Annotated in this window: 13 protein-coding genes and 2 pseudogenes; 1 reads left to right on the top strand and 14 read right to left on the bottom strand. The window is 38.8% G+C overall.

Annotated features, from left to right (window positions below):
• Window positions 1–8: 8 nt before the first annotated feature.
• From LI126_RS08240 to LI126_RS08220, 5 genes are all read right to left on the bottom strand, one after another.
• On the bottom strand, window positions 9–722 hold the full coding sequence (locus LI126_RS08240; protein ID WP_015529189.1) for a TIGR03936 family radical SAM-associated protein: 714 nt from the start codon (window positions 720–722) through the stop codon (window positions 9–11).
• Window positions 706–2571 (bottom strand): TIGR03960 family B12-binding radical SAM protein, encoded by a 1866-nt coding sequence (locus tag LI126_RS08235; RefSeq protein WP_117824881.1) that lies wholly within the window; start codon window positions 2569–2571, stop codon window positions 706–708. The genes LI126_RS08240 and LI126_RS08235 overlap by 17 nt, the downstream gene beginning before the upstream one ends.
• 118 nt (window positions 2572–2689) lie before the next feature.
• Complete coding sequence (locus tag LI126_RS08230) at window positions 2690–3505, bottom strand: helix-turn-helix transcriptional regulator (protein ID WP_227165183.1); 816 nt, start codon at window positions 3503–3505, stop codon at window positions 2690–2692.
• A gap of 90 nt (window positions 3506–3595) precedes the next feature.
• A complete protein-coding gene (locus tag LI126_RS08225) occupies window positions 3596–4993 on the bottom strand; it encodes an MFS transporter (protein ID WP_195941740.1) in 1398 nt (465 codons plus the stop codon).
• A gap of 167 nt (window positions 4994–5160) precedes the next feature.
• The gene (locus tag LI126_RS08220) at window positions 5161–8199 is read right to left on the bottom strand and encodes a glycoside hydrolase family 2 TIM barrel-domain containing protein (RefSeq protein ID WP_227165182.1); all 3039 of its coding nucleotides are present in this window, start codon (window positions 8197–8199) and stop codon (window positions 5161–5163) included.
• Window positions 8200–8401: 202 nt separating this feature from the next.
• Between LI126_RS08220 and LI126_RS08215 the strand changes: the two genes are divergently transcribed.
• Complete coding sequence (locus LI126_RS08215) at window positions 8402–9265, top strand: AraC family transcriptional regulator (protein ID WP_227165181.1); 864 nt, start codon at window positions 8402–8404, stop codon at window positions 9263–9265.
• Between the two features lie 368 nt (window positions 9266–9633).
• On the opposite strand, the gene LI126_RS08210 is transcribed toward LI126_RS08215, so the two are convergent.
• The 9 genes and pseudogenes from LI126_RS08210 to LI126_RS08170 all read right to left on the bottom strand — a co-directional run bounded on the left by LI126_RS08210 (window position 9634) and on the right by LI126_RS08170 (window position 15924).
• Complete coding sequence (locus LI126_RS08210) at window positions 9634–10158, bottom strand: flavodoxin family protein (RefSeq protein ID WP_008119059.1); 525 nt, start codon at window positions 10156–10158, stop codon at window positions 9634–9636.
• Between the two features lie 120 nt (window positions 10159–10278).
• Window positions 10279–10581, bottom strand: a pseudogene (locus tag LI126_RS08205) (VirD4-like conjugal transfer protein, CD1115 family); the annotation flags it as partial.
• A 15-nt stretch (window positions 10582–10596) separates the two neighbouring features.
• Window positions 10597–11028: a flavodoxin family protein gene (locus LI126_RS08200; RefSeq protein WP_227165180.1), complete on the bottom strand. Its 432-nt coding sequence runs from the start codon at window positions 11026–11028 to the stop codon at window positions 10597–10599.
• Between the two features lie 24 nt (window positions 11029–11052).
• Window positions 11053–11460, bottom strand: coding sequence for a PAS domain-containing protein (locus LI126_RS08195; RefSeq protein ID WP_117539886.1), 408 nt, complete (start codon window positions 11458–11460; stop codon window positions 11053–11055).
• 12 nt (window positions 11461–11472) lie between these two features.
• Window positions 11473–11847 carry a pyridoxamine 5'-phosphate oxidase family protein gene (locus LI126_RS08190; protein WP_227165179.1) on the bottom strand — a complete coding sequence of 125 codons (375 nt, stop codon included), beginning with the start codon at window positions 11845–11847 and terminating at the stop codon, window positions 11473–11475.
• A gap of 155 nt (window positions 11848–12002) precedes the next feature.
• Complete coding sequence (locus LI126_RS08185; protein WP_227165178.1) at window positions 12003–13106, bottom strand: transposase; 1104 nt, start codon at window positions 13104–13106, stop codon at window positions 12003–12005.
• Between the two features lie 25 nt (window positions 13107–13131).
• Window positions 13132–13383: pseudogene (gene tnpA, locus LI126_RS16305) on the bottom strand (IS200/IS605 family transposase); the annotation flags it as partial.
• Window positions 13384–13906: 523 nt separating this feature from the next.
• Window positions 13907–15406, bottom strand: coding sequence for a helix-turn-helix domain-containing protein (locus tag LI126_RS08175; RefSeq protein ID WP_227165177.1), 1500 nt, complete (start codon window positions 15404–15406; stop codon window positions 13907–13909).
• Between the two features lie 122 nt (window positions 15407–15528).
• Window positions 15529–15924, bottom strand: coding sequence for a hypothetical protein (locus tag LI126_RS08170; RefSeq protein ID WP_227165176.1), 396 nt, complete (start codon window positions 15922–15924; stop codon window positions 15529–15531).
• Window positions 15925–15955: the final 31 nt, after the last annotated feature.

Below are 15955 nucleotides of genomic sequence, written 5' to 3'. Positions count from 1 at the left end.
GTTTCTTCTCATTCCTCATCGCCTGTCATATCAACACCCATTGCCTCTAATGGAATCAGGGATCCATCTTCACTGCGATCTGTATACATTTCCAGTCTGTGATGCTGGAATTTCACGCTGTCCGGTTCAATTCCAAGGAACTGACAAAATGCTTCCATTACAAGATCCGGTTTCAGATTCTCTACACTTCCTGCTGCCACTTTCAGGTAAACAGAATCGCCTCGCAGTTCCCATGCATAGATCAATGGTTTAATGTCAACTTCCTTCTCGCTTCGTTTCGTCTGCTTTACAATCCGGATCTCCGGCTGTTCCATAAATTCTGAAAATCGTTCTTTCCAGCCCTCCGGAAATGCTCCCTTTCTCACAGATGTCAGATAATCTGCTCCTGCAAGGATTGTCATTCCGGTCATCTTCTTCTCCTCAGCAATTCTACGGATGCTTACGATCTCGATCCCCTCGATCTGACAGGCTTCGTTCATCCTTCTGACTGCATCTGCACTGTTGACTGCTTCTGTTAATTCAATATCAAAATATTCTCCGTCACTTGTCAGTCCGATTCCAAGCGGGTTAGCAAATGACATAATCATATGCGGACTATATCCGCCTGAAAATGCAATCGGAATATCCGCGCGACGCATCACTTTCTGGAAGAAACGCATCACATCAAGATGTCCGATGAATCGGAGAGAACCATATTTTCTAAATTTAATTCTTGCCTTCATAACAGACACCTCCTCCAAATTTCGCTGCGCCACATCCGGAACACTGCATACGGCAGTTCGGAGTTACTTTTTCTTCCATCGCACGATCCCATTCTCTGCGCAGGAACTTTCTTGTCACACCGATATCGATGAAATCCCACGGGAACAATTCATCTTCTCCACGCTCACGCAGATTGTAAAAATCAATATCAACACCCGTGTTCTCAAATGCCTGCATCCAAAGTTCATTGTGGAAACTCTCTGTCCAGGAATCGAACAAACATCCCAAACGATATGCCTCCTCGATCGCCTTGCTGATCTTACGGTCACCTCTGGCCATAATACCTTCCAAAACCGTAACTTCCGCATCATGCCAGTTATATTTCAGACTCTTACGGTTTAACTGTTCTTTAAATTCATCATTCACTAGATGTGCACGTCTCATATATTCTTCCGCCTTGCACATCGGAGCCCACTGGAACGGTGTGAACGGCTTCGGTACAAAGAAAGAAGAACTTGCCGTGATCTGACATTTTCCATGTCTCTGATCTTTTGGAATCTCATAATATCTGCGGGCAACCTTTTCTGCCAGATGCGCGATTTCCTTCATATCTTCCTCAGTCTCAGTCGGAAGTCCAAGCATAAAGTAAAGTTTTACCTTCGTCCAGCCACCTTCGAAAGCCTCGCCTGCTCCGTTTAAGATCACTTCTTCTGTCAGACCTTTATTGATCACGTCACGCATTCTCTGTGATCCGGCCTCCGGTGCAAATGTCAGACTGCTCTTGCGGATATCCTGAACCTTACTCATTACATCAAGAGAGAAGGCATCGATTCGAAGAGACGGAAGAGAAATATTAATTCCCTTATTCTTAAACTCATCGATCAGATATGTTACCAATTCTTTCAATTCAGAATAATCACTGGAACTTAATGAACTAAGAGAAATCTCTTCATGACCGGTATTCTGCAGCATATCATGCGCATACTGTTTCAATCGCTCAACATTTCTTTCTCTGACCGGACGGTAAAGCATTCCTGCCTGGCAGAAACGACAACCACGGATACATCCTCTCTGGATCTCAAGAACAACTCTGTCCTGTGTTACTTTGATAAAAGGAACAACCGGTTTCATCGGATACGGTGCATCTGTTACATCCATAACGATCTGCTTCTTAACTACAGCTGGTGCATATTCATTATTCGGTGTAAATGATTTCAAAGTGCCGTCTTCATTATATTCTGCATCATAAAAAATCGGAACATACAGACCCTCGATCTGCGCTGCACGTTCTAAGAACTCCCGGCGGCTCTTTCCCGAACCTTTCCATTCCTTATAAGCGTCAAGCAGCTCATCATAAGCTGTTTCTCCTTCTCCGATATAAAAGATATCAAAGAACTCTGCAATCGGCTCCGGATTGTATGTGCACGGACCACCACCAATCACAAATGGATCGTCTAAAGTTCTGTCCTTTGCATGCAGTGGTATCTGACTCAGATCAAGGATCTGCAGAATGTTCGTATAACACATCTCAAACTGAATTGTGATTCCGAGGAAATCAAAATCCTTGATCGGATCCTGGGACTCCAGTGCAAAAAGCGGAATCTGCTGTTCTCTCATCACTTTATCCAGATCATGCCATGGAGAGTAAACTCTCTCACACCACACATCCTCTCTGCGGTTGAACATATCATAAAGAATCTGAATCCCCAAATGAGACATACCGATCTCATAGACATCCGGGAAACACATCGCAAAGCGCACATCGATGTCTTCCACGTTCTTCATCACCGCATTCACCTCTCCGCCGATGTAGCGGGCAGGTTTCTCAATTTCTAATAAAATATCATCATCTAATGCTAGTTTTCTCATGGATTTCTCCTTGTATTTTGTACTTATGCATTTATATTACAAAATTGTAAATGCTACTTTTAACATCATATCTTTTGACGATAAAAAAAGCAACCTATTTTCTCTTTTTATGTAATTGTTAACTTGCTAAGCTTGTTACAGTCATATCTTTCAGACATGTACTCCGGTAGTCGCTCGGTGATATTTTATATCTTTCTTTAAATACTCGGTTAAATGTTCTCTGACTTTCAAATCCACTATCCAGACAAATTTTTGTAATAGAATCACTCGTATTTTCCAAACGCTGGCATGCATAGTTCAGCCTTACATCGTTAAGATATTGATTAAAGTTTCTATGGAATGTTTTGGAAAAGAGTCTGGATAAAACATATTTGCTCACCCCCAGATCTTTTGCCATCTCTTCCAGAGAAAACTTCTTCTTAAAATTTGCTGATATATAGGAAACTGTCTGGTAAATAAGATCGTTGCTCCCCACATTACTCTTTTCTACCAAATTTAATTTTCCTATGCAGCGTGCCAACACAATTTGAAGATATGCCTGTGCAACAGTAATATCCGACTGTTCTGTCTCTAAAATTGCATTTATAACCCTATATACCTCCGGTTCAACCTTTTCCTCTTTGATGATTGGGTATTCAGGAGCCATGGATTGCATGATATCTGCAAATTTGGCTATCGTAAATGGCGATGCAATCAGATAAGTCGCTTTATTTACACCGGGTGTCAGTACCTGATAGTGATGAATAACATCTGGAAATACAAAGCCTATATCTCCTTTTTCCATATGGTATAGTTCCTGTCCGACACCAAGTTCTAATGCTCCACTTGTTACACAAACGATCTCCAGTGCATTATGAAGATGTGGTTCAATATGTTTTGACTTCCTATTTATTGCTATGATCTCCTCTTTTGTGTCAACATATTTTAATTGCATGAAATACTCCCCTTTGCAACGTTTGTCTATATATAGAAAAAAGCACTGTCTCATCGAGCAATGACTAGACAGTGCTTCCTCCTGTTAATTCTAATTTATGTCTGATGCATCTGTTACTTCATCTGTAACAATTCCTTTTTCTGCTTTCAGTTTTTTATTTGCATCTTCTACATTCATTCTTGAAAGTACAAACATAATCAATACATCAAAGATTAACGGAAGCCAAAGATACATAAACTGCATCATATCGAGTGCAGACTGCGGCTGAGTTGCATTTGTTCCGATATATCCACTGAACTCAAGCAGCCATCCAACAACAGCGGTTCCAATACCTCCACCGATTTTTACGCCAAGAGAAGTACAAGAGTACATCGTTCCGTCAATTCTCTTTCCCTGTGTAAGATAAGTGTACTCAGAGCAGGATGCGATAACTGCATTCATATCTCCCTGCCATGGTCCCTGACCTAAGGCTGCAAGAGCTGTAAATGCCATCATCAGCGGAACACTGCCCATATATCCTGCAACAACAACAAGTGCTCTACCGATGACTGCTAAGACATAACCTCTTAAGTTCAGTTTATACATACCTTTCCACTTACCAACTAATGTCGGTGTGAAAATCAGGGCAATGATCAGTGGAATATTTACTGCCCATGCAAATTGTCCAAACAAATTCTTATTTTTCAGTACCCATGTCATGTAATAAATGCCAGCTCCAATCATGGCACCATATAACTGCTGTAAAATATATGTTCCACAAATCATCATGTAATATTTGTTTTTAACAAGAAGCTTGAATGCCTGTACCATTCCGTACTTTTCATTATCATCCTTTACTTCTCCTTCGTTAAGTTCTTCCTCAGGAAGTTCCTTAACAGAAAGTGCTGAAATCGTATTTACGACAAGACCAATGATTGCATAGATAATAGCAACCGTTCTCCATGCTGCAGCATCTCCACCACATTTATCTACAAATCCAACTGTAATTGCCTGAATCAGAAGACTTGTTGAAAACGCAAAAATAAAACGGTAAGATCCCATCTGCACACGCTCTTTGCTGTTCTTTGTAATCAGTGACGTAAGTGCTGAATAAGCAATATTGTTTGCTGTATAAAACACACCATTTAACAGTGTGTAAGAGATAAAGAACCATGCATATTTAGCCGTTGTTCCCAAGCTGACTGGTACTGCAAAACAGCAGACCAGCGTAATGGCACAACCAATATATCCATATAGCATCCAGGGTTTCGCTTTTCCCATTTTACTGTGTGTTTTGTCAATCATTGATCCAAAAAATATATCCGTAAAACCATCAAATAGTTTTGATACGGCAATCAGGGTACCTACGACACCTGCAGCAAGTCCTACTGAGTCCGTCAGATAGACCATCATAAAAGATGTCAGGAACGCATAGACTACATTACCTGCAATATCACCTGATCCGTATCCAATTTTGTTATACCATTTCAAATACTTTTTTTCTTCCATCGAATTTCTTTGCTCCTCATCTTCATCGCACTTAGAATCTCAATATGGCTAACCGTATGATATCTAATTCTGTTTTTTTCTCTGATTTTGTCTGATTGCTCTGTATATCCGGACTTTACATTACAATCAGACTCTCTTTCCTTGTTTACGGGTTACATGAAACTTTATTATCCCTTTACATACGGTATCAGTGTAAACTGAAACCGGAATAATACATCATCAAATCGGTACTGCTCCAATACAACTGGACCACAACTATTAGAACCAATACCATTTAATGCGTAGTCAACACAGAATACTACACTATCTGATTCTATTAATTCATAATTATGCGTTTTCTCCTCAAGTTCTTCCTGCGTATAATAAGAAGCATTGAATGAGAAGGCATTTTCCGCAGAGACCACAATTCCATATCGGCTGTTGTTAAGCTCTACATATTCACAATCATAATGGCTTCCATTTTCCTGTGGGCGAATATAATCCTCATGCAAATCATCTACATTTGCCTGATACAAACCGTGGCTCGCAGCCTGATGTTTATCACAATAACTTTCCTGTGGTCCCATTCCAAAGTATCTTACAGCTGAAAGTTTTTTATCCAGGAACATCCTCACACCAAATCTTGGCAGGTCCGGAAATTCATCATCTTTTGTTACTGCAATATCTGCATCAATCTTTCCAGCAGCTTCTATTTTCCATGTAATCGTCACATCAAGTATCTTCTGTACTGTCTCTGCCACAACGGATGCATGGCTTGTAATCTTCACACCATGTTTTCCCTGCACAACCTCTGTCGTATAGGCTCTTGTGTAAGCCTTATCATAGTGGGCTTTCTTCCATTCAGACTTAATGTACATATCGTTATCTGTTGGAGCTCTCCAAATATTTAATTCCATCGGATGGTTCAAGTATTCCCGCCCTGCGAATTTCATCTCTGTAAAGAGTGCAGTACGTTTGTCTATGGTATAAGCAAATTCACGCCCCTTGATATGAATCTGTGTATCATTTTCATTTACCTGTAATTCAGAGTCCACTACTGTTTTTGGTATCCATTTCTCTGCAAGTTTACATTTTGTATCCTCTTTACTTACCTCAATTTCATCAAATCCAAGAATATGGTCTTCATCCAACAGTGGCAATTCTTTTTTCAGATGGTAAATAAGTTTTAAATAACATTTCCCATTCTCAGGAACATTGATCTTCAGGTTTGTTTTTCCTTCCCCATGTGGTGCCACAGAAAACTCCGGAAGTATGCCTTTGCTGATCACAAGCCCATCCTGTGTCAGCTCATAACTAATCTTCACATAATCTTTCAAGTCATCAAAATCCATGTAGTTATGAAGCACCAGTTCTCCGCTTTCTTTGTTATAGGAAATAACTCTTGCCGGGCGATAAACATTCTTGTATTCCAAAAGTCCTGTATGTACCGTTCTGTCCGGATATACTAATCCATCCATACAAAAGTTGCCATCATGAATTTCTTCGCCATGGTCGCCCCCATAAGCATATATAGTCTTTCCATTCTCAGCAGTTCCATGAGCAATCGCATGGTCACACCATTCCCAGACAAAGCCGCCGCACATTTTATCATTATCCTGAATCATCTGGAAGTAATCTTCAAAATCTCCAGGTCCGTTTCCCATGCTGTGACAGTACTCTACCAAAAGGAAGGGTTTGCTTCCATCTTTATCCAGATATTCCTGAATTTCGGAAAGCGCTGGGTACATCCGACTGTACACATCCAGATTGCTGTAATCATATGTTTCATCATAATTACGATATCTTGCACTCTCATATTGTGTGATACGGTCTGGATCAAAATTCTTTGTCCATTCCAGTGCTTTTTCAAAGTTGCAACCATAAGCACTCTCATTTCCCATTGACCACATAACAATACAGAACCGGTTTTTGTCACGTTCCACCATGAGTTTTACTCGATCAACGATTGCCTCTTCCCATACCGGATCATCTGCAATCTTCTCATTCCATCGTTTGAACCGATTGTAATCGGTGTCTTCTTTTCTGTAGATCATAAATGGACCATGAGCTTCAATATCTGCTTCATCTATTACCATGAATCCATACTTGTCACACATTTCATAGAAAAATGGTGCGTTCGGATAGTGGCTGGAACGGATCGCATTAAAATTATGCTGCTTCATTAACGTAAGATCGGTTGTAATCTGTTCCGAATTGATTGTAAATCCAGTAACCGGATCAGAATCATGTCGATTGACACCACGGAATTTAATCTTCTGTCCATTTAAATAAATAACCTGGTCTTTAATCTCTATCTTTCTTAATGCAATGTGATCTACAATTACTTCATTCTCTGTTTCAAGAATCAGTTTATATAGATATGGATTTTCTGTATTCCAAAGTTCCGGACTTGCGATTTCTAATACAGCTGTTCCTTCTTCAGCAATACTTCCTAGTGCTACAACTGCTCCGTTTCTATCTTCAATCGAAATTTTTACATTTAACGGAGAGTAGAATTTCATTTCAATTTCTACTTTCGCAAGCATATCCTCAATTCTTGTTTTAATATGATAATCACTGATTGCCTGTTTTGGGCGTTTCAAAATGTACACATCCCGGAAAATACCACTCATACGGAATTTGTCCTGATCTTCCAAATAGGAACCATCACACCACTTCATGACCAGAACCGCTATGCTGTTCTCTCCGTCCCGAAGGAGGTCAGTGATATCAAACTCACTGGTCATATGAGAAACCTGGCTATACCCTACATAAGAGCCATTGATCCATACATAAAAGCAACTGTCTACTCCTTCAAAATTCAAGAAAGCTTTTGGTGCATTTTCATCTTTGTGATAAACAAAGGTATGTGCATATGTTCCACATGGAATATCCTGTGGTACATACGGTGGATCAAATGGGAACGGATACCTGATATTTGTATACTGATGTGTGTCATATCCTGCCATCTGCCATACACTCGGAACCTGAATCTCATCAAAATTTTCTGTATCATAATCTTTCTCAAAGAAGGGTTCCTGAACATCATAGATACTGTTAAAATACTGGAACTTCCAAGTTCCGTTCAATAACTGCATTCGGTCTGACTCTTCCCTGTGCTCCACTAGGTTATCCATTCTTTTTGATGCCGGAATAAAATAGGCTCTGGCTGGCATTGTATTTTCATGCAGTACGCTTAAATCCTCATAATAACGTGGTACAATCATAAATAACTCTCCTTTAATACATATACATTTTTTTGCACTTTGTTTTTCCACAGCAAACCTTGTCTTTTACTTTTATGTTTACGCTTCTCTGTTTTGCTATATATATATCTTATCCTAATCTGCAAAACATGTCTATGAATTGGATTAGACAAAATATACACTAAATGATACAATATCAAAAAAAGAAAAGAGGTGCTACCATATGTATATGAATACCGGTTATTTAAACCACTCCCATATGGATTTCAAAGACAAAAGTCGCCCACTGGTTGTAGGAAGTTGCGGTACTTACCGCCTTTCCAGCCATCCAAAGTTACCAACCTACCGTCCAAGGGGACGCCTGGATTATCAGATTATCTATATCACTGCTGGTTGTGGGCATTTTCATTTTGACAATATGGATAACGAAACGATTGTCCCCGCCGGTAATATTGTACTGTACAGACCGAAGGAACTTCAGAAATATGAATATTATGGAAAAGATAAGACAGAAGTATACTGGATTCATTTTACAGGCAACAATGTAAAAAATATCCTACGGCAATATGGATTCCCGGATAAAGAGCGTGTATTTCAGGTCGGAACCTCTATGGAATACGAACAGATTTTCAAGCGTATTATCATCGAACTTCAGCGTTGCCAAGATAATTATGAGGAAATGCTTGTCCTTCTGCTCCGTCATCTTCTTATCATCTTTCATCGGGAACTGACCAGGGAACATATCTCGAAAAATGAATACCTGGATCACGAGATGGATAACGCAGTTACCTTTTTCAGTGAAAATTATAACCAGAATATTAGCATAGATGATTATGCTGCCTCACGTGGAATGAGTGTCAGTTGGTTTATCCGAAACTTCAAAAAATACACAGGTTCTACACCAATGCAGTTTATTGTGGGAATCCGAATTAACAATGCCCAAATGTTACTTGAAACAACAACCTATTCCATCAATGAAATTTCTAAAGTCGTCGGGTATGATAATCAGCTTTATTTCAGCCGGCTTTTCCACAAGCTGAAAGGATATTCCCCAAGAGAGTACCGAAAGATAAGAAACAAGTTCTAAAATCCACAATATCATAAATCCCTAACTGGCTGTTAAAAGTTACTCGTAACTGTTCAGTACCTTCACAGTTGCGAGCCGCAAGCGCATTAGAATCAGCTTCGCTGATGGGCGCTTGCTCCTACATAATATATGTTTTCTTACGAAATATGCGGTACCGCATATTTCTGTACTGAATAGTTACGATTGATCTATATTATGATCAGGCAATGCCTGTTGTAATGATTAAATCGGGCTTTCCCCGATGTGGTGTGCTTCAACCACCTCCTTCCAAGGCGCAAAAAAGCACCTTAACCTTATTGGCTAAAGTGCTTGTATTTGTTTGCTATTAAATTGTTGTGAGTCAGACAAACTTGAATTTGGAACGTGCTTTATAAATTTTTTCCGATCCCCTCAAGTTCGTTCATGGAATCCTTGTTTTTTTCAAGTTCATCTCTGGCTGTTGCGTAATATGATTTTTTAAAAAGCATATCCCATGAAAGATATTTTGCCATACAGTCAAACTGCTTATCAATCAACTCATACTGGATACTGTCTACGGGAGAACCGCCTACAACAATCGTGCCAACTTTTTTATTTTTTAACTGCAATCCACGGCAGTAGCACTTATCAATGATAAGTTTCAATTGTGCTGACATTCCCCACCAATAAACTGGTGTAGCAAAAAGAATCATATCTGCGGCAGCAATTTTATCAATTGTAGGATTTGTATCATCCTTATCGACGCATCCCTTAGAGCATTGACAGACACCACATCCCTTGCATGGTGCAATGTTGAGTTTGTCAGGTTCAATGATTTCAATTTCATTCTTTTCTGATGCTCCTTTTATAAATGCATTGATTGCTGTCAGCGTGTTTCCTTTTCTGGCACTTCCATTAATGATTACAATTTTCATGCGTGTATCCTCCAACTTCCGATTTGTAAAACACATTCTTTTTTACATAGGCACAGTATACCACATTTCCTATGCCTATGCTATATCATTTAATGCTTCTTCCGATATGAACTCATCCTCACTAGAAGCGTTAGCACTTTCTGCAGCATCTGACTTCTGTGATTCATCAACATACTCAAGCTCATTTGCCTGCTCCCTGTCTATCCTTGCTTTCTGCTCTGCTTCATCCTGCATGGAGAATCTTCTGCTTAATTCCGCATCACCAAGCACCATAAACTGCTCATAGGTAAGAGAATCTATATACACATTCTCGCCCTTATCCTTCAGTTTTTCATAATACTTAACTGCTTTGTCTGAAAGAATCTCAAATGGCGGACCGATAAGATTATCTGCTCCCCTTATCTGATGAACATAAGGCTCTCCCAATAATACGCATCTTCATAATACTTTTACAAACTCCACTGCGTTTTTTATATCTTCTTCATCTGGATGCCCTTTGGCAATACCACCCACCAGTTTAAATGGACCAAATGTGTCATAGCCCTTGCATCCGAATTTTCCTATCACTTTAGAACGCTTCTTGTCCAAAATCTGCTCTATGGATTTGTAATTCGCACTTCCACCATAAGTACAGATCAGAAATACATTTTTATCGTCCGGTAGATTCTTCTCTGCAAATTCCAATATCGACTGATGAAATTTTGAAAAATAGATTCCTGATGCAAACCCAATTATATCATAACTACTCAGATCTGCATCTGGCTGTTTTACAGCATCAATCAAATCAACTTGGCACTCTTCTGCTATCTTTTTTACTAATTTTTCTGTATTTCCATGATGTACAGATGCATATACGATTGCTTTTCTCATTTATTTTCCTTTCTGCCTGCTCCATCACCACAAATCGTATTGTTTCATAGTCTCTGCATTTCGATATTCATGTTTCTCATAATATCCTATCAACTTTCCCTCATCTCTGAGTGCCACCATATAAACATCCTTATTCTGTTTCTCATTGTGAAAAGTATAAACGATATTATGGCTTTCATCTACTGCAAACCAGTCCACTACCTGCTGTATTTTATCTTTTGATTCCGGATTATGACAATCTAACAGACTTCTTCCAATAAGTTTATCACCGCCTCGCTTCGCATAGCTGATAACTGCTGCCGGATTCATGTAAATAATCTCATGTTTAAGATTGCATATAACAACGGATGCCCTGTCCTGATCAACAATACTCTTATAAAAGCTGACCACATCTATCTTTTTATATATTTTTTTCTTCTTACTTTTCTCCATTTTATGTTGTCCCTAAAACTTCACTACTTCCGGTTTATGTGTAAATAATGAAAATGTAGCTGTCGCATTCTTAAAATAGGATACCTCTGTATTTCCATCATCTGCCGCATACATATTCTGTAAAGATGGATAAGCATCAAGCATGGACTGTCTTGCTTCTCTTCTGTCATCTTCTACAAGTTCTCCGGCTACACGAAGCCACTCGCCATTTTTAAATGCACAGATTTCCACCTTTGGGTTTGCGTGAATCTGTTTTGAAATATCCTTCACCTTTCCGGTCTGAATATACAGTTTTCCTTCAAAAACATGCGCTGTTCCAAAAGGTCTAACTCTTGGCTGGTCTCCTTCCACTGTTGCCAAATAATACGTCTCTGCTTCTTGTGACATGCTCCCATCACTTAAATCACTGATTTTGAAGTGGGAACTTCTTGCTCAATGACTCTACTGAGCCAAGTATCTACAAGCTATCCTCGCGTGCCCCGCGATTCTTTTGCCCGAACACGGGCATATTTTCTTATTATCAACTTGTCCGGATACGGACATTATGCTGTCAACATCCTTCTTGCCTCTTCACGAATGTTAATTGCTGCATTACGATCTCTGTCCATCTCATTTCCACACGCACAGCGATAGACTCTTTCGGATAATTTCAGTTCTTTCTTTATCCTTCCACATTTACAGCATTTTTTACTAGAAGGATAAAAACGATCTACCTTTACCATTTTCTTTCCTTGCCATGCCAGTTTATAGTCTAACATTTCCCTGAACATTCCATATCCATTATCCTGTACGCTTTTTCCGAAATGCAGACACTGACCCATTGCTTTCATATCGATATCTTCCACTGCAACTGCATCATAACCATCTGCAATCTTTCGACTAAGTTTGTGCAGATAATCTCTTCTCTGATTTCGTATCTTTTCATGACATCTGGCAACTTTCTTTTTCTGCAGTTCATAATTATGACTTCCTCGTATGCATCTTGACAACTTTCGTTGCTCCCTCACCAGTCTTTTTTCGTTTTTTCTGAAAAATCCTGCTTCTTCCGTCTCAACCTCGTCTGAAAACACTGCCATCCCCTGCATTGCGTAATCAATTCCAAGTATCTTTGCAGTACTGTAATCTGGTTCAGTTGCTTGGTTTTCACAGCTGTATCCTTCATACAGCAGACTTGCAAAGTATTTTCCAGATGGTTCCATACTGACTGTCACTGATTTCAGGCAAAGGCCTTCTGTTGGCTCCCTGTGTTTTTTCATGGCGATCCATTTTAATTTCGGAAGTCGGATCCGCTTACTTTCCACCTGGATATTTCCATTGACCACATTCGTTGTATAGCTGTTTCTGGAATGATGTTTTGACTTGAACTTCGGAAATCCAACCTTGGGATCCCGAAAAAAATTCTTATATGCCTTTTCCAGATGAAGCTGGACATTTGCCAACGCCAGCGAATCTACTTCTTCCAAAAATGGATATTCCTTTTTATACATGGCTGGTGTGTTTCTTAACATTTTCTTCGTCTTTTCATACTCTTGGATCTTATCATTAAGCATCTGATTATACAAAAAACGGCAACAGCCAAATGTTTTGCCAAGAAGTATCTTCTGTTCTTCTGTCGGATAAATCCGGAAACGATATGCTATGTTCAATACTTTTTCTCTCCCTGGGTTTCCTGGCACTTTTATAAGCATTGATAAATTTACTGAGTTCTGTTCTCGGCTGCGCACGGAACATTACATGCACATGATTAATGTCATGATTCCATTCTTCCAGAACTATCCCATACCGCGGAGCAATATGTTCCCATATCTCTTTTGCTCTTTCTGAAATTGGATTATCAATCACTTTTCTTCGATATTTCACTACCATGATCAGATGATAATACATCAGATATACTGAATGCGCATTATAATCTATTTTTTCCATGCAAATCAGTCCTCTCTCTAATAATTAACCTTTTCGACTGATTCTATTATATCATAGAATGTGTTATCGAACAAGTGTTCTTTTTTGTGCAATTCATTTCCCACCTACAGAGGAGGGAGAATTCTTGCTATATTATGTTAAAATCTATCAATAATAGAATTATACCACTATTTCCCCCTTTTCAACAAACGCAATACCATAGATTTTCTCTCTTCCAGTGTGTTGTCGGTTTCAATAAAATAATCAAACGATACTTTATCAAATATCAAATGGTGTATCTCATGCCATGCTGTAAACATTTCAATTAACGCAAAACTGCAGTCTGGCAGACCATACGCAACTTTAATAATATTTTCCTATCACTTTAGAACGCTTCTTGTCCAAAATCTGCTCTATGGATTTGTAATTCGCACTTCCACCATAAGTACAGATCAGAAATACCTTTTTATCGTCCGGTAAATTCTTCTCTGCAAATTCCAATATCGACTGATAGAATTGTCTGCTCCATCAATCAGGTCATAATCTACTTCTGCACTAGTGCTTCTCCATTTCTTTTTGTGCTGATATAATTACTGATATCCCGCTTCAAATATGTAATCAAATGTGCCTTGGGGAATATGTAATGTATTTTCTTCATACTATCGATATACCACTCTGGCACTTCGTTTTCTAATAAAAGTTGCTCGAGATCAGCCGGTATTCCTTTACCTGCATAGATTCCTTTTTGAAGGTTCTTCACAATTTCATATACTTGTCCTGAAGGATTGTCACAGCATTTTCCATTCAGTTTGCTATACAGATATGTGTACGCATCTTCTCTGTTTGTGATGAGTTCACTCAGCGGAATTCCTTCTATATACAACTTTTCTCCATTCTCTTCCCAAACACCTGTCCCATGTAAACATCCTTCTATTGCAAGAAGCTCTGTAAAATTAGCACTTGAAAGTTTTGATGCGAATTCATTAAGATCTTTTTCCAAATAATCAATCTTAAACTTCTTCTTTTCAACTGCATACTTCAGATAATCCTGAATATCAACGACAGACAATTTTATATTTTCAATATCTTTAAAGCTACTATGCTCCTGTGGATCTTCAAGAATCATCAGCCGTTCAAATTTACTGAATTTCTGGAAATACTCCTCCGGAGATAATGTAAGAATTTCTCCTGGATACTGTACTGCTACTTCTCTTGGAACTAACATGTAACGAACTACATTTGTAAGCTGACTCTTATTTATATTTTCCTCTTCCGCTTCACTTTTCTGTATCTTTATTTCTCGTATCTCACTATACTCACGAAAATAGTCTTTAAAACATTCTTTTGCAAATTCCATAGCTCCATCGGAAATATTAATATCACAGCCTCCAAATAGCGGATACATATGAATTGCATCTATTCCAAAACCATCTTTTTCATACACTGTCCCACATGAACACTTTTTATCTGGTGCATCAAATCCACATTTCACATTTGAAACAAATTCGATTTTCTTGCACTTTGGACAGTAATAATGCGCCGATAGCGGATTGACATTGGTTGCTCCAAGTAGCCATGCTATAAAAGATGATCCCATCTGTGCACCTCTGACCAAGAAGAAATCATCTTCTTCATAAAATCTATCGTGCAAGTCTCCTAGAAATCCCATCCAACGGAGCATCATTTGATTTTTTAACATAAGTTCCTCTGTTTTAAATCTGTTACTGATGCTTATTGGCAGCTGTTCACCATACAGTTCTTTCATTTTTAATTCTGCTTTACTAATAATCTTTTCATCCATCGCAAATAAATCCTTCCTCTTATGATTGAAAGTATCGTATTTGCAAGCTAACAGTTCGTCTGTTCCGATATCCAGCACTTCTGCTAATTTCACAATTGTATTCATCCGTGGTTTTGAAACTCCATTTTCCCACTTCGATACTGCTTTATCTGAAACACCTACGAGTGCACCCAACTGATATTGAGACAGGCCACGTCTTACTCTTAATGCACTGATAAAATTTCCAAAACTATAGTCTCTCATAACTTATCCTCCGTCACTTGCTATCCTTATTCTACAATCAGATCACTTGTATTTCAATTTTCAAGGGTAGAATTAAAGTAGACATTATATAAAACAGAGAATAGATTATTTGTTCTTTTGTATTAATCCCGTTCACTTTCCCAATAATCATACGCGTCATCATAACCGTCATCGTAATTGCCATCACCGAATTCCTCTGCCCACTCTTCTGCGAAATCATCCGGATCATTATAATCCTCTACATCATATGGATCAGAAGAATAATGTGATGATGTACTTCCACTAGAAGGTTTCTTCGGAGTTTTATCTGGAACAAAATTTCTTTCTTCGTGCATCAATTCATCATTAACATAAATCCAACAACCATGTTCATTCTGTGCAATGAAATACTGCTGACCATCTGCTTTTTTCAACATGACATCATTTGAAGAATATTCACCCGCAACGTCCACCTGAATTATTTTTCCATTAATCTCTTCTTCATATGGTTCCCAGGTTTTATATTCATCTTCTACCAAAGTGTTAATAATTTCACTGCTGTATCCATCT

This window comes from Mediterraneibacter sp. 210702-DFI.5.30, assembly GCF_020560115.1.
GTDB classification, from domain to species: domain Bacteria; phylum Bacillota; class Clostridia; order Lachnospirales; family Lachnospiraceae; genus Mediterraneibacter; species Mediterraneibacter faecis.
Note: the sequence above shows the minus strand (reverse complement) of the source record. Positions and strands in the feature narration are given on the sequence as shown.

Excerpts from the sequence above, each read along its gene's own strand:
- LI126_RS08240 (WP_015529189.1), bottom strand. The coding sequence starts at position 722 with ATGAAGGCAAGAATTAAATTTAGAAAATATGGTTCTCTCCGATTCATC.
- LI126_RS08235 (WP_117824881.1), bottom strand. The coding sequence starts at position 2,571 with ATGAGAAAACTAGCATTAGATGATGATATTTTATTAGAAATTGAGAAA.
- LI126_RS08230 (WP_227165183.1), bottom strand. The coding sequence starts at position 3,505 with ATGCAATTAAAATATGTTGACACAAAAGAGGAGATCATAGCAATAAAT.
- LI126_RS08225 (WP_195941740.1), bottom strand. The coding sequence starts at position 4,993 with ATGGAAGAAAAAAAGTATTTGAAATGGTATAACAAAATTGGATACGGA.
- LI126_RS08220 (WP_227165182.1), bottom strand. The coding sequence starts at position 8,199 with ATGATTGTACCACGTTATTATGAGGATTTAAGCGTACTGCATGAAAAT.
- LI126_RS08215 (WP_227165181.1), top strand. The coding sequence starts at position 8,402 with ATGTATATGAATACCGGTTATTTAAACCACTCCCATATGGATTTCAAA.
- LI126_RS08210 (WP_008119059.1), bottom strand. The coding sequence starts at position 10,158 with ATGAAAATTGTAATCATTAATGGAAGTGCCAGAAAAGGAAACACGCTG.
- LI126_RS08200 (WP_227165180.1), bottom strand. The coding sequence starts at position 11,028 with ATGAGAAAAGCAATCGTATATGCATCTGTACATCATGGAAATACAGAA.
- LI126_RS08195 (WP_117539886.1), bottom strand. The coding sequence starts at position 11,460 with ATGGAGAAAAGTAAGAAGAAAAAAATATATAAAAAGATAGATGTGGTC.
- LI126_RS08190 (WP_227165179.1), bottom strand. The coding sequence starts at position 11,847 with ATGTCACAAGAAGCAGAGACGTATTATTTGGCAACAGTGGAAGGAGAC.
- LI126_RS08175 (WP_227165177.1), bottom strand. The coding sequence starts at position 15,406 with ATGAGAGACTATAGTTTTGGAAATTTTATCAGTGCATTAAGAGTAAGA.